At 58.2% G+C, this 17,562-nt stretch carries 16 protein-coding genes and 1 tRNA gene; 14 read left to right on the top strand and 3 right to left on the bottom strand.

The annotated features are described in order from the left end of the window. The first annotated feature begins 90 nt into the window (after positions 1–90). From F3J20_RS13865 to F3J20_RS13850, 4 genes are all read left to right on the top strand, one after another. Positions 91–537 (top strand): GatB/YqeY domain-containing protein, encoded by a 447-nt coding sequence (locus tag F3J20_RS13865; RefSeq protein WP_167039219.1) that lies wholly within the window; start codon positions 91–93, stop codon positions 535–537. Positions 538–663: 126 nt separating this feature from the next. Continuing rightward, on the top strand, positions 664–2,535 hold the full coding sequence (dnaG, locus tag F3J20_RS13860) for a DNA primase (protein WP_167283621.1): 1,872 nt from the start codon (positions 664–666) through the stop codon (positions 2,533–2,535). Between the two features lie 90 nt (positions 2,536–2,625). Continuing rightward, positions 2,626–5,013 (top strand): RNA polymerase sigma factor RpoD, encoded by a 2,388-nt coding sequence (rpoD, locus tag F3J20_RS13855; protein WP_167283620.1) that lies wholly within the window; start codon positions 2,626–2,628, stop codon positions 5,011–5,013. A 156-nt stretch (positions 5,014–5,169) separates the two neighbouring features. Continuing rightward, a tRNA-Ile gene (locus F3J20_RS13850) sits at positions 5,170–5,257 on the top strand. A 403-nt stretch (positions 5,258–5,660) separates the two neighbouring features. Here the strand turns inward: F3J20_RS13850 and F3J20_RS13845 are convergent. Together F3J20_RS13845 and F3J20_RS13840 are read right to left on the bottom strand one after the other, a co-directional pair. Further along, positions 5,661–5,912, bottom strand: coding sequence for a hypothetical protein (locus tag F3J20_RS13845; RefSeq protein ID WP_167039225.1), 252 nt, complete (start codon positions 5,910–5,912; stop codon positions 5,661–5,663). Between the two features lie 88 nt (positions 5,913–6,000). Continuing rightward, on the bottom strand, positions 6,001–6,510 hold the full coding sequence (locus F3J20_RS13840; RefSeq protein WP_167039227.1) for a MarR family transcriptional regulator: 510 nt from the start codon (positions 6,508–6,510) through the stop codon (positions 6,001–6,003). A 180-nt stretch (positions 6,511–6,690) separates the two neighbouring features. Here F3J20_RS13840 and F3J20_RS13835 point away from each other — a divergent pair, with 180 nt between their 5' ends. The 9 genes from F3J20_RS13835 to F3J20_RS13800 all read left to right on the top strand — a co-directional run bounded on the left by F3J20_RS13835 (position 6,691) and on the right by F3J20_RS13800 (position 15,648). After that, positions 6,691–7,941 carry a flavin-dependent oxidoreductase gene (locus F3J20_RS13835; RefSeq protein WP_167283619.1) on the top strand — a complete coding sequence of 417 codons (1,251 nt, stop codon included), beginning with the start codon at positions 6,691–6,693 and terminating at the stop codon, positions 7,939–7,941. A 14-nt stretch (positions 7,942–7,955) separates the two neighbouring features. Continuing rightward, entirely contained in the window at positions 7,956–8,996 is a 1,041-nt protein-coding gene (gene gtdA / locus F3J20_RS13830) for a gentisate 1,2-dioxygenase (RefSeq protein WP_167283618.1), read from the top strand. A gap of 29 nt (positions 8,997–9,025) precedes the next feature. Next, a complete protein-coding gene (locus F3J20_RS13825; RefSeq protein ID WP_167283617.1) occupies positions 9,026–9,724 on the top strand; it encodes a fumarylacetoacetate hydrolase family protein in 699 nt (232 codons plus the stop codon). Next, positions 9,724–10,365, top strand: a complete 642-nt coding sequence (maiA, locus tag F3J20_RS13820) for a maleylacetoacetate isomerase (protein ID WP_167283616.1) — start codon at positions 9,724–9,726, stop codon at positions 10,363–10,365. The genes F3J20_RS13825 and maiA overlap by 1 nt, the downstream gene beginning before the upstream one ends. A 24-nt stretch (positions 10,366–10,389) precedes the next feature. Continuing rightward, positions 10,390–11,313: a transporter gene (locus tag F3J20_RS13815; RefSeq protein ID WP_167039237.1), complete on the top strand. Its 924-nt coding sequence runs from the start codon at positions 10,390–10,392 to the stop codon at positions 11,311–11,313. Positions 11,314–11,379: 66 nt separating this feature from the next. After that, positions 11,380–12,000, top strand: a complete 621-nt coding sequence (locus tag F3J20_RS13810; protein ID WP_167283615.1) for a UbiX family flavin prenyltransferase — start codon at positions 11,380–11,382, stop codon at positions 11,998–12,000. Further along, positions 11,997–13,319 (top strand): MFS transporter, encoded by a 1,323-nt coding sequence (locus F3J20_RS32125; RefSeq protein ID WP_240158780.1) that lies wholly within the window; start codon positions 11,997–11,999, stop codon positions 13,317–13,319. The genes F3J20_RS13810 and F3J20_RS32125 overlap by 4 nt, the downstream gene beginning before the upstream one ends. Before the next feature lie 43 nt (positions 13,320–13,362). Further along, positions 13,363–14,808: a UbiD family decarboxylase gene (locus F3J20_RS13805; protein ID WP_345889882.1), complete on the top strand. Its 1,446-nt coding sequence runs from the start codon at positions 13,363–13,365 to the stop codon at positions 14,806–14,808. Between the two features lie 567 nt (positions 14,809–15,375). Continuing rightward, the gene (locus tag F3J20_RS13800) at positions 15,376–15,648 is read left to right on the top strand and encodes a DUF4148 domain-containing protein (protein WP_167283614.1); all 273 of its coding nucleotides are present in this window, start codon (positions 15,376–15,378) and stop codon (positions 15,646–15,648) included. A gap of 48 nt (positions 15,649–15,696) precedes the next feature. On the opposite strand, the gene F3J20_RS13795 is transcribed toward F3J20_RS13800, so the two are convergent. After that, positions 15,697–16,755: an extracellular solute-binding protein gene (locus F3J20_RS13795; RefSeq protein ID WP_167283613.1), complete on the bottom strand. Its 1,059-nt coding sequence runs from the start codon at positions 16,753–16,755 to the stop codon at positions 15,697–15,699. Positions 16,756–17,225: 470 nt separating this feature from the next. On the opposite strand from F3J20_RS13795, the gene F3J20_RS13790 reads away from it, so the two are divergent. Beyond that, positions 17,226–17,480, top strand: coding sequence for a DUF4148 domain-containing protein (locus F3J20_RS13790; RefSeq protein WP_167039246.1), 255 nt, complete (start codon positions 17,226–17,228; stop codon positions 17,478–17,480). Positions 17,481–17,562: the final 82 nt, after the last annotated feature.

Here is a 17,562-nt window from a genome sequence, read left to right as displayed (position 1 = left end):
AGAGGTCCCAAGCGGGTATTCGTGTTGATGCCGCGGTATGGCCGCCATCGACCCGCCGGTTTTTCAACTTTCAACGCATTCAGGTGAGTGATGAGTCTCAAAGACCGGATCAACGACGATATGAAAGCTGCCATGCGGGCGCGCGAGACCGAGCGTCTCGGCGCGATCCGCCTGCTGCTCGCGGCGATCAAGCAGCGTGAAGTCGATGAGCGCGTCACGCTCGACGAAGCCGGCGTGACTGCCGTTGTCGACAAGATGATCAAGCAGCGCAAGGATTCGATCAGCCAGTTCGAGGCTGCCGGCCGCACGGATCTGGCCGACAAGGAAAAGGCCGAACTGGCCATCCTGTCCGCTTACATGCCGGCGCAGATGTCCGAAGCGGAAATCGTTGCCGAAGTGCAGGCCGCGGTCGCGCAAACCGGCGCGGCCGGTCCGCAGGACATGGGCAAGGTGATGGGCGTGCTCAAGCCGAAGCTCGCCGGCCGGGCCGACATGACGGCCGTCTCGGCGCAGGTCAAGGCCGCGCTCGCGAAGTAATTCCTGTGGTTTGCCCGGACCGCGCGCGCCGTGTTCGAAAGCGGGCGCGGCGCCGGGTTGCGGTGTCGAGCCTGAGTACCCGTACCGGGCTTGGATTTTGAAGCTTTCCTGGCAGCGTCATTTACTGTGATCCCACCGTCATTCCTGCAGGACCTGCTCAACCGCGTCGATATCGTCGACGTGGTCGGCCGGTACGTGCAGCTGAAAAAGGGCGGCGCAAACTTCATGGGGCTTTGTCCGTTTCACAACGAGAAGAGCCCTTCGTTTACGGTTAGTCCGACTAAACAGTTTTATCACTGCTTCGGTTGCGGCGCGCATGGCACGGCCATCGGTTTCCTGATGGAGCACGTGGGCGCGTCGTTCCCCGAGGCGGTCAACGAGCTCGCGCAGTCGGTTGGCCTGACCGTGCCGAACGAGCCTTCGCCGGGTTACGGCGGCGGCGGTTCGGGCGGCGGCTATGCGCCGGCGGCGTCGAAGGCCGTCACCACGGCGCTCTCCGACCTCATGCAGACTGCCTGCGACTTTTATCGCAAGCAGCTGCGCGGCGCGACGGGTGCGATCCAGTACCTGAAAAAGCGCGGCTTGACCGGCGAGATCGCCGCGCGTTTCGGCCTCGGCTATGCGCCGGACGGCTGGCAGAACCTCGAGGCGGCCTTCCCGAACTATCGCGACGACGGGCTCGTCGAGGCGGGTCTCGTGATCGTTAGCGAAAAGTCCGACGGGCAGGGGCAGAACCGCCGCTACGACCGTTTCCGCGAGCGGATCATGTTCCCGATCCGCAACGTGAAGGGGCAGGTGATCGGCTTTGGCGGGCGCGTGCTCGACGGCGGCGAGCCGAAATATTTGAATTCGCCCGAAACGCCTTTATTTAACAAAGGCAGCGAGCTGTACGGCCTGTTCGAGGCGCGTCTCGCGATCCGCGAGCAGCATTACGTGCTGGTCGTCGAGGGCTATATGGACGTGGTCGCGCTGGCCCAGCTCGGTTTCCAGAACGCGGTCGCGACCCTTGGCACGGCCTGCACGCCGATTCATGTGCAGAAACTGATGCGGCAGACCGATACGGTCATCTTCAGCTTCGACGGCGATTCGGCCGGCCGGCGCGCCGCGCGCCGCGCGCTCGATGCCTGCCTGCCGCACGCCGCGGACAACCGCACGATCCGCTTCCTGTTCCTGCCGGCCGAGCACGACCCGGACAGCTACGTGCGCGAGTTCGGCACCGAGGCATTCGCGGAGCAGGTCGAGCGCGCGATGCCGCTGTCGCAATTCATGCTCAACGAGGTGCTGACCGGCAAGGAGCTCGATCAGCCGGAAGGCCGGGCCCGCGCGCTGTTCGACGCGAAGCCGCTCTTGCAGGCGCTGCCGGCCAACGCCCTGCGCGCGCAGATCATGCACATGTTCGCGGACCGGCTCGACGTGCCGTTCAACGAAGTCGCGGCGCTCTGCGAGGTCGATGCGCGGATCGCGGCCGCGGCGCGCGAGGCGCCGGCCCGCAAGGACCGCCGCAGCGTGACCGGGATCGAGGAGAAGACGCTGCGCAATCTGGTGATGTATCCGCGCACGGTCGCGATGCTCGACAGCGAGGCCGAAGAGGCGCTGCTCACGGTGACGCGGCATGGGGAACTGTTCGGGGAAGTGACCACGCATGCGCGCGCGCTCGGCGATTCGGCGGAATTCCAGTTGTTGTCCGATCTCTTGCGAAATGGCGCGAACGCCCCAACTTTCGAGGAAATCTTTCGCAAAATTCTAGACTATGATGAAAACGTCCGGGATTTGCTGCTGAAAGACCCACAGGACTCGGCCGTCATCGAGGAACGGCGCGAACAGGAGCGGATCGTCGGCGAGGAGCTGAAGGCTGCGATTCTGAAGATGCGGTATGACGCTTATTGCGATCGTCTCGAGCAGCTTTCGCGACAATCCCGGCATTCGCCTGAGGAATTCGCCGAGCTCTCGGAACTCAACCGGAAACGGGCTGACATGAAGCGTCAGCTCGGGCTCTAACGGAGAGGCCGAAAGCTCGGGTGGTATAATAAAAAGTTTCTAGCGGTTTGTTTTTCAAGGGTTTTCCTAGCAAAGGCGAAAGGCGATGCGATGGCAAAGACGACAGGCGGAAATCAGGCAGCAGGCACACGCTCGCAGGAGCGCACCGCGAAGGTTACCGAGGCCAGGCTGACTTCATCCGCCAGAAAATCGTCTGCTGTCAGCGTTGCGCCGGCCGGGAAAAAATCGTCGACCACTGCGGCCGCGCAGGCGGCTTCGGTAAGGGCGGCGAAAGCTGTACCACCGTCGGCTGCGAGGCGGCCGGGTGTCGGAAGCGCAAGGGAAGCGGCTGCCGCTGATGACGATGCGGTAGCGCGCGTGACTCCAGTATCCACGGTTCAACCGGCTGTTGTCCAACAGCCGGAGGTCGAGATTACAGCCGGTACGACGAACTCCATGACGAAAAAGCTGAACGAAGTATCTGTCGACGACGATGCAACCCAAGCCGAAGAAACCGCTGCCGCCGCGCCGGGCAAGACGGAGAAGGTCAGGGCTCGCGACCGTCGTGCAAAGGAAAAAGCGCTGCTGAAGGATGCGTTCGCGTCGTCGCAGCCGGGCACGGTGGAGGAACTCGAAGAGCGCCGCTCGAAACTGCGCGCGCTGATCAAGCTCGGCAAGGAGCGCGGCTTCCTCACGTACGCTGAAATCAACGATCACCTGCCGGACAACTTCACCGAGACCGAGGCGATCGAGGGCATCATCAGCACGTTCAATGACATGGGTGTGGCGGTCTACGAACAGGCCCCCGACGCCGAAACGCTGCTGCTCAACGACAACGCACCGGCCGCTTCGTCGGACGACGAAGTCGAAGAGGAAGCTGAAGTCGCGCTGTCCACCGTCGATTCCGAATTCGGCCGCACCACCGACCCGGTCCGCATGTACATGCGCGAAATGGGCACGGTCGAGCTGCTCACGCGCGAAGGCGAAATCGAAATCGCCAAGCGCATCGAAGACGGCCTCAAGCACATGGTGATGGCGATCTCCGCGTGCCCGACCACGATCGCCGACATCCTCGCGATGGCCGAGCGCGTCGCCAACGACGAAGTGCGCATCGACGAACTCGTCGACGGTCTGATCGACGCCGACGCGGAAGACGCCGACGGCTTCTCCGCGCAGGAAGCGGAAGCGATCGAGAACGAAGACGAGGAAGCCGAGGAAGAAGACGAAGAGGACGAGGAAGAAGACGATGGCGCGGCGCAAGCCACGGCCAACGCCGCGCAGCTCGAAGCGCTGCGGCGTGCGTCGCTCGAAAAATTCGCGCTCATCAGCGAGTGGTTCGACAAGATGCGTCGCGCGTTCGAGAAGGAAGGCTACAAGTCCAGGTCGTATCTGAAGGCGCAGGAAACCATCCAGAACGAGCTGATGACGATCCGCTTCACCGCGCGTACTGTGGAGCGTCTGTGCGACACGCTGCGCGCGCAGGTGGATGAGGTGCGCCAGGTCGAGCGTCAGATCCTGCACACGGTCGTCGACAAATGCGGCATGCCGCGCGCGGAATTCATCGCGCGTTTCCCGGGCAGCGAGACGGACCTCGAATGGTCCGACAAGATCGTCGCCGAGGGGCACGCGTATAGCGCGATCCTCACGCGCAACATTCCGGCGATTCGCGAACAGCAGCAACGTCTGCTCGATCTGCAGGCGCGCGTGGTGCTGCCGCTGAAGGACCTGAAGGAAACCAACCGGCAGATGGCGGCCGGCGAACTGAAGGCACGCCAGGCGAAGCGCGAGATGACCGAGGCGAACCTGCGTCTCGTGATCTCGATCGCGAAGAAGTACACGAACCGCGGTCTGCAGTTCCTCGACCTGATCCAGGAAGGCAACATTGGCCTGATGAAGGCGGTGGACAAGTTCGAATACCGTCGCGGCTACAAGTTCTCCACCTATGCGACGTGGTGGATTCGCCAGGCCATTACGCGTTCGATCGCCGACCAGGCGCGCACGATCCGGATTCCGGTTCACATGATCGAAACGATCAACAAGATGAACCGCATCTCGCGGCAGATTCTGCAGGAAACCGGCCTCGAGCCGGACCCGGCAACGCTGGCCGAGAAGATGGAAATGCCGGAAGACAAGATCCGCAAGATCATGAAGATCGCGAAAGAGCCGATCTCGATGGAAACGCCGATCGGCGACGACGACGATTCGCATCTGGGCGACTTCATCGAAGATACGAACACGGTCGCGCCGGCGGATGCCGCATTGCATGCGAGCATGCGCGATGTCGTGAAGGACGTGCTCGACTCGCTGACGCCGCGCGAGGCGAAGGTGTTGCGCATGCGCTTCGGTATCGAGATGAGCACGGATCACACGCTCGAAGAGGTCGGCAAGCAGTTCGACGTGACGCGCGAGCGGATTCGTCAGATCGAGGCGAAGGCGCTGCGCAAGCTGCGTCACCCGAGCCGTTCGGACAAGCTGAAGTCGTTCCTCGAAGGGAATTGAGCGTAGCGGGCTTCGAGAGGTAATCAGTGATGTAGTTTGAGGGGCCTCCTTGTCGTTTCGCATAGGCGAAGCGGTCACGGCGGCCCCTTTTTCGTGTAGTATGTCGGCCAATCGACGAAACAGGCCCGGCCTTCACGACCGGGTCTTTTTCTTCTTGGGCTGGACGCCGTGTTGGTTGCAGGCAGTGGACTCATAATCCACCTCCGAAAGGACACCGTGGGTTCGAACCCCACCCGGCCCACCATTTACTCTTCCGCTGGACTCCCGGGCGTTCCGCCTGATTCTCCGAGGCCCATGCCGGACAGGCATTCTGGGCAGTCTTCAGCTCCTTGGTCTACCGTGTTGGTTCATTGACTTCCGACATTCTCTGAGGGTAGTTTTGGGGGTACGCTGTTCTTCGCGACAGGAGATACCCCCATGCCCCTCTCCGACGCAACAATCCGCAGTGCCAAGCCCAGCATCAGACCGATCAAGCTTTATCGATGTGCTGTCGACTGCAACGACGCCTTTTCGCGGCGGCAGTATCGCGTTCAACAGCTATGAGGCGAACGTGCGATACGATCTGACTGCCGCACTGACGCTGGCAGCCTCTTACAATTACACGGATGCCGGGTAGAACGAGGCGGTTCCTCCTGTTGATATCACTATCAGAATACTGCCCATCGCTGTCCTATAGATACAGCGCGGCTAGCTACCGCGCCTGTGACTGCCGCAAATAAACGCTCCCTGTCGTGTGACGTGAAAATCGTCCAGGCGATGCGTGCAAGCTTGTTGGGCAAACCGAGCTTGTAGGGCAGGTACCAGCGCACACAAAGAACAATGATTCCACGATCAAAACACCGATCATCGAACAATCCTTTCACACCTTTGCGCTTGCGGATCATCGCCTGCCGAGTCATTGAGCGGGCTGCGTTAGCTGATTCCAACGACTTATTTGCACCAGGTACTTCTGTGCTGTGGGCGATCGTCGCACATTGTTCGTGCTTCTTAATTATTGGACGATGATGAGCCAGTTATGCTCACACGCGTTGTGTCGTTGTGGTAACTGACGAATTTTTCAAGCAGGCGCAGAAATTGTTCGCTTTCTTTATTGGTGAACGGTTCAAGTAGCGTCTTCATTTCATATTCCGCCAATTTTTGCGCCTCTCGGAATATTTTTTTTCCTTCATTCGTAAGCTGTATCTCGATCTTTCGAGCATCCTCCGTGCTTTGTGTTTTGGTCAGCAGTCCGCGATCCGTGAGCAGCTTGACAACGAGTGCCGTCGTAGAACGATCCAGACCAATCAGGCGTGATATGCCGATCTGACTGAGTGAGCCGAGGGTATTCACGATGTATAGCACTCCGTACTGACTCGGTGTGATGTTCACCGGCAGGCAAGCCTGGACGAACAGATCAATGGCGATCTGATGTGCACGTCGGAGCATAAAACCTGGTCGGGAATAAAGCTCGGTGAGCATGGCACCTTCAGCATGCTTATCGGGATTAGGTTTGGTCATTTTTAAAATTGATCGCGTAGGTAGCGCGCCTCATTCTAACTGACCTCGGCGCCATCCACGGCCGCAAGTAGGTACATACCCCAGGGTGATAGGAATTTGACTTGCATCAAAGTCTCTTAGTACTATTCGGCAGACGTCTGTCGTTTTTGGGGCGACAAATCTTGAGGTGAGGAAAGCTGCATGAACAAGGAATGTGAAGTCGCGATCATCGGCGCGGGCAATGGCGGGTTGACCCTCGCGCTGGCCCTGCATGAAGCCGGTATCAACTGCCGTGTCTACGAATCGGTCCCGGAACTCAAACCGCTCGGCGTAGGTATCAACATCCTGCCGCACGCGACCGGCGTGCTCGGACGCCTGGGCGCGAATGAGGCGCTTTCGAAGATTTCGATTTCGACGCAGAACGCGTCGTTCTTCAACCAGTACGGCCAGCACATCTATACCGAAGCACTCGGCACGAACGCCGGGTATGCCACGCCGCAATTCTCGATTCATCGGGGCGAACTGCAATTGGCGCTGTTGAAGATCGTCGAGGAGCGGCTAGGGGCGGATTCCGTGGTTATGGATCGCCGCTGCATCGGCGCAACTACCGTGGGCGATGAAGCACATGTGCAATTCGAGAACGTAGCGGGTGAGAAATTCACGGTGAAAGCCAGCGTCGTGATTTCCTGCGACGGCTTGCATTCGGCGTTGCGCAAGCAGTTCTACCCGGATGAAGGTGCTCCGCACTATACGGGCGTGAACATGTGGCGCGGCGCGCTGAACTGGTCGCCGTTTCTCGATGGCGCGACGTTCGCACGTGCCGGTGCGCTGACGGCCGACACCGGCAAGATGGTGATCTACCCGATCCTGAGCAATCCGGACGGCACGCAACTGATGAACTGGGTCGCGGAAACCGTTTCGCCGCAGCCTGCAATGCGCGACTGGAACAGGCAGGGCAGCCTGGACGACTTCTTTCCGGTCTTCAAGGACTGGCATTTCGACTGGCTCGACGTGGCAAAGATGATCGAGTCGACCCAAAACGTTCTCGTGTTCCCGATGGTGGATCAGGAGCCGCTGCCGCGCTGGACGCATGGGCGTGTGACGCTGCTGGGCGACGCCGCACACCCGATGGTACCGCGTGGTTCGAACGGCGCCGGTCAGGCAATCATGGATGCGGAATATCTGACGGCGCAATTCGTCAAGTTCGGCATCGGTACTGAAGCGCTGGAAGCGTACGACCGCGAACGTGTCACGGCGACGGGCAACGTCGTACTGGCGAACCGCAAGGCACCGCCCGACAAGATTCTCCAGGTCGTGCACGAGCGCACGGGCGGCAAGCCGTTCGCGTCGATCACCGACGTAATCAGCCTGGATGAGCTGCGCGAAATCACGAGCAGCTACAAGGCAGTCGCCGGGTACACGCTCGAAGGTCTGGCGAACAAGGCCGCGTAACAGGAGATGACGAAATGACAGACGTTAAAGCAGACCGTGCCGCGTATTACGGCCAGATCAAACATAGAAATATGGCCCCGTTGTGGGAGTCGCTGCACAACCTGGTGCCGCCGCAACCGCGCCCGCAAGCACGGCCAGCGATCTGGAAATACGCGGAAGTTCGTGATCTGGTGATGCAGTCGGGCGGCTTGATTACAGCTGAGGAAGCGGTGCGCCGTGTACTGTTCTTGGAGAATCCGGGCCTGCCCGACAAGGCCAGCATTACGCCCGCGCTGTACGCCGGGCTGCAATTGATCCTGCCCGGTGAAATCGCGCCGAGCCATCGTCATACGCAATCGGCGTTGCGCTTCATTCTGGAAGGCTCGACCGCCTATACGGCCGTCGATGGCGAACGTGTACCGATGCAACCGGGTGATTTCATTATCACGCCGTCGTGGACGTGGCACGACCATGGCAACAAGACTGAAGAAGACGGCGGCGAACCCGTTATCTGGCTCGACGGCCTGGATATTCCGATTGTCTACCAACTCGATCAGGGGTTCGCAGAGAACTATCCCGGCAAGGTCCAACCGGTGCAACGCGAATCTGGCGATAGCGCCGCGCGTTACGCCCAGAACATGCTGCCGGTGCGTCATGTCGCGAGCAACCCGACCTCGCCGTTGTTCAGCTATCCATACGACCGTACGCGTGAAGCGCTCGATACGCTCTATCGCCATGGCGAGGTGGATCAATGGGATGGCGTGAAGCTGAAATTCATTAATCCTGCCACCGGTAGCTGGCCGATGCCGACCATGGCGACTTTCATGCAGTTCCTGCCTGCCCGGTTTCGTGGCCGCCAGTACCGCACGACCGATGCGACCGTGTATTCGGTTGTGGAAGGTTCCGGCGTCGCGAAGGTCGGTGACAGGACGTTTGAATTCGCGGCGAAGGATATTTTTGTCGTGCCGTCCTGGGTGACGGTGAGTCTCGATGCTGACGTCGATTCCGTGATCTTCAGCTATTCGGATCGCCCGATCGTCAGCGCTCTCAATCTGCTGCGCGAAGAGCGGATTTAGAGCTCGCTTTACATTCATAAGGAAACAAGATGGCGTTTATTTTCCCCCCTGAAGTGCACGTTGCCGTTCCCGTTTTCGGAACGGAAGATAGCGTTGCTGTACGCCGCGTCTACTGCGTCGGTCGTAACTACGCGGCACACGCCCGCGAAATGGGCTTCGATCCGGATCGCGAACCGCCGTTCTTCTTCTGCAAGCCGGACAATGCCATCGTACCGGCCGCATATGGCGAAACGCTGGAACTCGCGTATCCGGCGCAGACGCAGAACTACCATTACGAAGCGGAACTGGTCGCCGTAATCGGTAAGAGCGGTGTGAACATTGCCGTTGAAGATGCGTTGTCTTATGTGTACGGCTACGCAGTTGGCCTCGACATGACGCGCCGCGATCTCCAGATGAAGATGCGCGAAATGGGCCGCCCGTGGGAACTCGGCAAAGCCTTCGACCGCTCCGCGCCGATCGGCCCGATCCACCGTGCGAGCGAAGTCGGTCACTTCGAGCAGGCGGGTATCTGGTTGACCGTGAACGGTGAAACGAAGCAGAAGAGCGATGTCACGCACCTGATCTGGTCGGTTGCCGAAACTGTTTCGTATCTGTCGCAATTCTTCCAGATCGAACCTGGCGATCTGATATACACGGGCACGCCGGAAGGTGTGGGTCCTGTCGTCGCGGACCAGACGATAAAGGTCGGCGTCGATCGCCTGGGCGAACTGACCGTGCTGGTTGTCTGATGGAACTACATAGCTTCTTCAACAGTTCGGCATCGTACCGCGTGCGGATTGCCCTCAATCTCAAGGGACTTCCGTACGAGTACGTACCGGTCAATATCCGCACCGGCGAGCATCGCGACCGGGAATACGTCGAGCGCATTAATCCGTCCGCGGGTGTGCCGGCGCTGGTCGATGGCGATTTCAGCCTCGGACAGTCTCTGGCAATTATCGACTGGCTGGATCAGATACATCCGGAGCCATTGCTGATTCCAGGTGAAATAGACGCGCGTGCTCGCGTTCTGGAATTAGCGACGCTCATCGCTTGTGATATTCACCCCGTGAACAACATGCGAATCCTGAAGTATCTGGACAGCGTATTGAAGGTCACACCGGAACAGAAAAACGCATGGTATAGGCACTGGATCGTGGAAGGCATGCAGGCAGTTGAACGTCTTCTGACTGATACAGGCGGCGACGACTGGTGCATTGGCGACGCACCTACGCTCGCGGATTGCTGCCTCATTCCTCAAATCGCGAACGCTGAACGCATGGGTTGTGACCTGACGCCATATTCGCGCAGCATGCGAATCTATCAGCGCGCGATGCAGCACCCGGCTTTTTTCACGGCAGCACCAAAACAACAACCTGACTATACGAACTAGTCGGTAGCAGAAGGAGACAAAACAATGAAAAACTCTAAAAAAGCAGTGCTTGCGTGCGCGGTAGCATTGTGCGCCGCCTCCGCGGGGGCCACGGAAGGCGGCAATTCCGCCTACGTGATTGGAGCGCAGACGATCTTTCCTGGTACTCTTGATCCTGGTATGCAATTCCAATCGTTCACGGTGATCTATAACTCCGGGAATTTCAAGGATTCGAACGGCAATAACAAGTTCAAGCAGTTCTCGTCCAACGTTCAGGTGCAGGCGTTCCGCTTCCAGTATGTGCTGCCGGAAGAATTTCACGGCTTCCGCTTCGGCATGGCCGCGCTGTTGCCGTTCTTTCACATCAACACTTATCGTCAGCCGCCCGGCGGTGCGATGATTCACGGCAACGACACGGGCCTGTCAGATCCGCTGATTACTCCCGTCATGATCGGCAATAGCTTCAATGCGCCGTTTCTCGGACATGTGAATCAGGCAGTGCGATTGACGGTGAACGTGCCGATTGGCAATTACGCGGCGAGCCAGCCGTTCAACGTCGGTCACCATTACTGGGCGTTTTTGCCCAGCTACGGCATCGATGTACATCCCGACGACAAAACGACAATCGGGATGAACTTCACGTACATCTGGAATGGTCGCAATCTCAACGATGGGTACCGCAGCGGTCAGGAAACCGTGACGGAATTCGTTGCCATGCGCAAGGTGACGCCGAAACTGTCGTTGGGCTTGAACGGGTATTACTACAAGCAGATTTCCGGTGACGTACAGAAAAACGGAACTCCATTTAACGGTGATGGCTTTTACGGCCGCGCTGTCGCCATTGGGCCTCAGATCCAGTATCAGTTCACCAAGAAAACGGCTGTGACGGTGAAGTGGCAGCACGAAATGCTGGTGCAGAACCGTCCGCAAGGCGAGCGCATCTGGATGCAGTGGTCCTTTAAGCTCTGATGTAGCGCGCCGCCTCTCTTGTGGAGCGGTATGTCATTCGAGCATGGTAAAAACAAGCAGGTGTAAATGAAACGTTTGATAGTAGGTATCACTGGGGCTTCCGGTGCGATTTACGGCGTCAGGACCCTCGAAATCCTGCGTGGGCAAGCGGATGTCGAAACGCATCTGGTCGTTTCGCCGTCAGGCTTGCGGACGCTTGAAGAGGAAACCGGTCTTGGACTGGCACGTTTGCGTGAGCTTGCGGACGCAACGCACAGTTACAAGGACATTGGCGCTTCACTTTCCAGTGGTTCATTTCGCACTTGCGGCATGCTGGTTGCGCCGTGCTCGATTCGTGCATTGAGCGGCATCGCCAATTGCTATGACGCGGACCTCATCACACGCGCGGCTGATGTTTGCCTGAAAGAACGTCGTCGCGTCGTGCTGATGCTTCGCGAGACGCCTTTTCACGCCGGGCATATCGAACTGATGGCACAGGCGACGCGCAACGGGGCAATCATCATGCCACCGGTTCCTGCGTTTTACGCACAACCGAAGACACTTGACGATATGGTCAATCAGACTGTCTCGCGTGCACTGGATCTGTTCGATATCGATGTCGGTATCGCGAAGCGCTGGAACGGCGGACAAAAATTCAAGGTGCAACAGGAAGTCGAAAAAGTACAGAACGTCGGAGACAGAACATGAGCACAACGAGTATGAATGCAGCACCGATCACGGTGGAAGACTGGCTGGCAACGCGGCGCGTCAACGTGTTCCAGATTTTTACGACGGTGTTGTGCGGCCTCGCGGTGTTTCTCGACGGCATCAGTACGCAGATTATCGGATATACCGCACCTGCCATTCATAACGCGCTGCATCTGGATCATCAGCAGATGGGCACAATTTTCTCCACGGGCCTTTTGGGCTTGCTTATCGGAGGCTTCAGTTGCAGTGTGCTGGCGGACCTATACGGTCGCCGCCGTATGCTGATTGCCTGCACGATAATTTTCGGTATTTTCACGGTAGCAACCGGTATGGCTACATCGCCATCTGAAATGCTCGCGTGGCGTTTCATCGCCGGTCTGGGCCTCGGTGGCGCGATGCCCACTGCAATCACGCTGACGGCAGAAATCGCCCCGGCCCGCGCACGCAGCGTTATGGTGATGTCCATGTTCTGCGGTTTTCCCGCTGGTGGCGCAATTGCTGGAGTACTGGTTTCGTCCATTTTGCCGCGTTACGGCTGGGAAGCGGTGTTCTACACCGCCGGCGCCGTTTCGCTGATCGTCGCGCTCGCACTCATCATGTGGTTGCCCGAGTCGCTGGTGTTTCTCGTGAATCGCAATGCGGATGCAGCACGTATCGAGCAGGCGAAGCAGCGCATTTCGCCGCTGAGCGATATTGTCGAATTTACGCGCGATGAGAAGAGAAGCAGCACGCCGGTCGCTGGACTGTTCCAGGAGGGGCGAGCACCCGGCACACTTATCCTGTGGGTGATTTATTTCATTAGCCTCCTGGAAATTTATTTCCTGGCCTCGTGGCTCCCGACCGTGCTCAACAGTGATGGCCGTTCGCTTGCGAATGCTGCATTGGGTACGTCGCTGATGCAGTTTGGTGGCGTTGCCGGTACGTTTGTCTTTGGCCGCTTCATGGATCGCCTGAATCCGCACCGCGTGCTGATGGCTTGCTATCTCCTGGGTTGTTTCTTCATCGGCTCCATCGGCTTCCTGTACAAGAGCAGCATCATCCTGCCGACGCTGTTTCTCGGAGGCATGTTTCTGATCGGCGCTCAATCTGGCCTGAGCGCTGTATCTTCAGTGTTTTATCCGACGAGTGCTCGTGCCACCGGGGTAGGCTGGAATCTGGGCGTGGGTCGTATCGGCTCGATCTGCGGCCCTATGGTTGGCGCGTTACTGCTCAGCAAGAATTTCAGCGTGCAGTCGATGTTCATCTGGATTGCGGTGCCGATGTTTATCGCTGCTATCTTCTCGATGGTTCTGCAATACGTTCGCCCCAAAAACTCCTGAACGGAATCTGTCCGTGCTTTCGTATGGACAACACAAGGAATACATGATGACAAACCACACTCCGCACGCCGATCTGCGTGAATTTCTCGAACGTTGCGACGCCGCGGGCGAACTCGTGCACATGAAGGGCGTACATTGGGATCTGGAAATGGGGGCGATTGCGGAAATCGTCAATCACAAGCGCGCCGAAGCACCCGCGATCCTGTTCGAAGACATCCCGGATTATCCCGGTATGCGCGTGCTGTCGGGCGCAACGAATTCATCGAAGCGACTGGCAATCACACTGGGTTTTCCGGAACCGGCACACCCGATGGATGTGGTGCAGGCGTACCGCAATCGCATGAAGACATTCCAGCCGATTCCGCCGCGAGAAGTCGAAACCGGCTCGATCTTTGACGTTGTCGACCGCGATGACGATGTAAACGTGCTCAAATTCCCGGTGCCGAAGTTGCATGAACTGGACGGCGGGCGCTACATCGGCACGCATGACCAGGTCATCATGCGCGATCCGGATGAAGGCTGGATCAACCTCGGCACCTACCGCGTGATGGTGCACGATGAAAAGAGCGTCGGTCTATGGATGTCGCCAGGCAAACAGGGCCGTCAGATTCGCCAGAAATACACAGATCGAGGCCAGCCTACGCCGGTCCTGATTTGCGTTGGCATGGACCCGCTGATGTTCCTCGCGTCGGGCAACGAACTGAAATGGGGGTTGTCCGAATACGATTACGCTGGCGGTCACCGTGGCGCGCCGTTCGAAACGGTCAGGAGCGAACTGTATGGCCTGCCGATGCCGGCGCATGCGGAAATCGTGCTCGAAGGCGAAATCATGCCGGGCGACGACAAGATCGAAGGCCCGTTCGGTGAGTTCACCGGCTACTATGCGAACCATCCGAGCGAACAGCCGGTGGTGCGTGTGCGTCGTGTCTATCATCGCAAGAATCCGATCTTGACGATGGCATCTCCGATGCGCCCGCCTTCGGATTTCAACTTCTCGAAGTGCGTCATGAAGTCCGGCATGATCTGGGATGAAATCGAAAGTGCCGGCCTGGCTGGTGTGAAGGGCGTGTGGGTTCACGAGGCCGGAGCCGCGCGCATGTTCAATGTGATTTCCATCAAGCAGGCGTTTGCCGGTCACGCCAAGCAGGCGGGGCTGCTGGCCGCGGGTTGTCAATCGGGTTCGTATATGGGCCGCTACGTTGTGGTCGTGGATGATGATGTAGATCCGAGCGACATGTTTGACGTGATGTGGGCGATCTGCACGCGCGCTGATCCGGCGCAGGACATCGACATCATTCGCCGTGCGTGGAGCGGCCCGCTCGATCCGATTTACGATTCGGCTTCGTCCACGAACTCGCGTGCGATCATCGACGCGTGCCGTCCGTTCGAACGCATCAAGAACGGTAGCTTCCCGCCTGTTGCGCGGGGGTCGAAGGAGCTGATCGCGCAGGTGGAGGCGAAATTCGCAGATGTGCTGAAGAAAATCTAAGCTTTCCTGTGCATTAGAACAACACGTCTGTTGAATTTGAAATGCGCCCCAAAGGTTGGACACTAACCTAACCTTTGGGGTGACCAGGGGCCTTGAACAGTCTGGTCGACGAGGACGAAGCGGCGCGGCGCATCGACGTCCACAAACCGGTCGCGGAGGAGGCTGCTGGTGCCTGTACCGTGTTCGGGATGAGCGATGTCTACCTGGAGGTTTGCGACGCATCATATTCTCAGGTCGAGTGGTGCCTGCTTGCCTTCCTGATCGGGTTCCCTGCATTCGTGGTGAACCGATATGGCCGGAGGACGTCGAGGCTGCTGCAACAATGCTCAGCCAGCCGGGGTAACGGAAGTTTGACGGGTTCCAGGGCCGTCTCGTGCAGCGACCTGACAAGTTGCTTGCGAAACGTCCGGTATCTGGCCCGCCGTCGCGCACCGACAGGTTTTCACATATGTTCCGTATATAAGAACGTGTTTCCTTTATAGTTAACACACGGTAAGTAAAAACCCGTATAATGGTTTCCACGGGTTGCCTTGGTGCGCCACCCACGAATCGCTACGGGACTCTCACATGAAATCGCTCATCAATATTGCCTTCGCAGTTGCCCTTATCGCTCCGGTGCTGTCGCATGCCGCTGAGCCGCTTACGCACGCGCAGGTACGCGCGGAACTGATTCAACTGGAAGACGCGGGCTACGACCCTGCCGACGTCAACGGCTACCCGAAGAACCTGAAGCACGCGCAGACCATCCTGGCGCAACAGAACGAAGCCAATACCGCGTACGGTTCGGATATTGCTGGTGCGTCGCAATCCAGTGGCATGAAGCAATCCATCGCAAAGTAAAAAAGCTGCCTTGAACCGAGGCAGCTTTTTATCGAAGGAATGCGGAGCCTAGCTCAGAAACAGGTGGTTAAAGAGGTTGTTCCATTTGGTGCGCTCGGCTGCTGACATTGCAGGATCGACAGGCGTTATCTGGCTATTCTGGAAAGGTGACGCGATATTCCGATGCGTCGGAACATAGTCCATGTTCGCCAGAATTTTTTGCGCCTCCAGCGAGAGCATGTAATCGTAGAGCAATATGCCCGCAGCCGGATGCGGTGCATGTTTGAACAGGGCAATGCCATTCGCTCGCGCCACCGCTGGCTGCAACAGGAACCAGTCGATAGCCGCATTTTTACGCTTCGCCTGCATGGGCATGTAGTTGTACGTCTCGAGCGCGAGTGGCACTTCGCCTGAGGCAACCATATTGTTCAGCAATGAGTTGCCGTTGCGGACAGACACACCATTAGTGGCGATCAACTCCTTGAAGAAGGCAATGCCTTTTTCGGTGCCCATCTGCTGACAAATGGTTGCAAACCAGTCGGAGCTCTTCGACTCGATGCCGAGTTTGCCTTTCCATTTCCGCAACAGCAGATCGTCAAAGGAAGAGGGCAGGTCTTCTTTCCTGATGGTGTTCGTGTTGTAGGACTGAACCCAGACAGAGAGCAGTGTCGAAGCCCACATGCGATGTTCCGGCACCGATCCTGGAATCAGGTCTGCGAACATGGGCGAGGCGACAGGCTGCAACAGGTTCTCCTGTCGCAGATTATTCAGGAATGAAGAGCCGACATGCACATTGTCGGGCATGAAACGGCCGGCTCGCGCTTCTGAAACGGCGCGTTGCACGACTTGCTCATCTCCTGCACGCCAGGTATTGACCTTGACGCCGTATTTTTTCTCAAACGGATTGAACAATGGTTCGAGGTCCGATTTTGCGATCGTGGTGTAGAAGTTCACTTGCCCTTCTTTCTTTGCCGCTGCGAGAATCCGGGCTGCGCGATCCGATCCGGCATAGTTTGCCAGCGCAAGATTCGACGAATTTTCCTCGGCCGATCTGGCATGGAACGGCACGAATGCCGCGCTCGATGCGAGGCCCAAACTGGCTTTCAAAATGGTACGTCGAGTAGTCATCCTGTCTCCATGTTTGAAATAAAACGCCCCGAATGTGGCAGCATTCAGGGCTGTAGTTGGCGCGTGCCCGTGTATCGCGCGATTCGCGCACCTGCATCAATTCGGTCTGCATAGTTTCATGCATCTGCGCATCGAGCGCAGAAAACGGCTGGTCCATCAACAGTACTTCGGGCTCTACTGCTAGTGCGCCTGCGAGGCTCGGGTGTTCGCGCATGCCACGGAATAACTGACGTGGTTAGGTTTCTTGAATCCATCGGGTCCGATTCGTTACAACAATGCGCGCACGGCATGGTTCGACATCGTTGGTACGACCGGCAATTTTGCTCGCTGCCCGCATTCGGGAACGATCTGCGTTGAATTAATTGGTAATCAATCCCGTCATGTGTAAATTAGTAATTTCCCCATGGCGGTCCTATAATAATGAGATAGTGATCTGACAAATCAGACGTCCACACCCCAGAGGTAAGGCCATGAAACTCCTGATCAATGCTGTTTGCGCTGCTGCCATCCTTGTTCCAATGTTGTCGCATGCTGCTGAGCCCATCACGCACGCCCAGGTGGTCAAGGAACTTGAGCAACTGGAAGCGGCGGGCTACAACCCCGGTGTCGCCGACGACAGCTATCCGGAGAATCTGGAGCAGGCGAAGGCCGTCCTCGAGCAGCAACAGAACGCAGCGACTTCCTGGGGGCCGGACATGCACGGCACAACGCAATCGGGTCATTAAACGGCCTCGCGCGAACAAAGCCGTTTCAGACCTGCTGGCGTTCAGAGTCGGCGCCACACGCCAGGCATCGCGACTACCTGTC

The sequence above is a fragment of the Paraburkholderia sp. Cy-641 genome (assembly GCF_011752945.1).
Taxonomy (GTDB): domain Bacteria; phylum Pseudomonadota; class Gammaproteobacteria; order Burkholderiales; family Burkholderiaceae; genus Paraburkholderia.
This window is presented reverse-complemented; position numbering and strand designations above follow the sequence as displayed.

Coding starts and splice junctions, on each gene's coding strand:
- F3J20_RS13865 (WP_167039219.1), top strand. CDS start 91: ATGAGTCTCAAAGACCGGATCAACGACGATATGAAAGCTGCCATGCGG.
- rpoD (WP_167283620.1), top strand. CDS start 2,626: ATGGCAAAGACGACAGGCGGAAATCAGGCAGCAGGCACACGCTCGCAG.
- F3J20_RS13845 (WP_167039225.1), bottom strand. CDS start 5,912: ATGACTCGGCAGGCGATGATCCGCAAGCGCAAAGGTGTGAAAGGATTG.
- F3J20_RS13840 (WP_167039227.1), bottom strand. CDS start 6,510: ATGACCAAACCTAATCCCGATAAGCATGCTGAAGGTGCCATGCTCACC.
- F3J20_RS13835 (WP_167283619.1), top strand. CDS start 6,691: ATGAACAAGGAATGTGAAGTCGCGATCATCGGCGCGGGCAATGGCGGG.
- gtdA (WP_167283618.1), top strand. CDS start 7,956: ATGACAGACGTTAAAGCAGACCGTGCCGCGTATTACGGCCAGATCAAA.
- F3J20_RS13825 (WP_167283617.1), top strand. CDS start 9,026: ATGGCGTTTATTTTCCCCCCTGAAGTGCACGTTGCCGTTCCCGTTTTC.
- maiA (WP_167283616.1), top strand. CDS start 9,724: ATGGAACTACATAGCTTCTTCAACAGTTCGGCATCGTACCGCGTGCGG.
- F3J20_RS13815 (WP_167039237.1), top strand. CDS start 10,390: ATGAAAAACTCTAAAAAAGCAGTGCTTGCGTGCGCGGTAGCATTGTGC.
- F3J20_RS13810 (WP_167283615.1), top strand. CDS start 11,380: ATGAAACGTTTGATAGTAGGTATCACTGGGGCTTCCGGTGCGATTTAC.
- F3J20_RS32125 (WP_240158780.1), top strand. CDS start 11,997: ATGAGCACAACGAGTATGAATGCAGCACCGATCACGGTGGAAGACTGG.
- F3J20_RS13805 (WP_345889882.1), top strand. CDS start 13,363: ATGATGACAAACCACACTCCGCACGCCGATCTGCGTGAATTTCTCGAA.
- F3J20_RS13800 (WP_167283614.1), top strand. CDS start 15,376: ATGAAATCGCTCATCAATATTGCCTTCGCAGTTGCCCTTATCGCTCCG.
- F3J20_RS13795 (WP_167283613.1), bottom strand. CDS start 16,755: ATGACTACTCGACGTACCATTTTGAAAGCCAGTTTGGGCCTCGCATCG.
- F3J20_RS13790 (WP_167039246.1), top strand. CDS start 17,226: ATGAAACTCCTGATCAATGCTGTTTGCGCTGCTGCCATCCTTGTTCCA.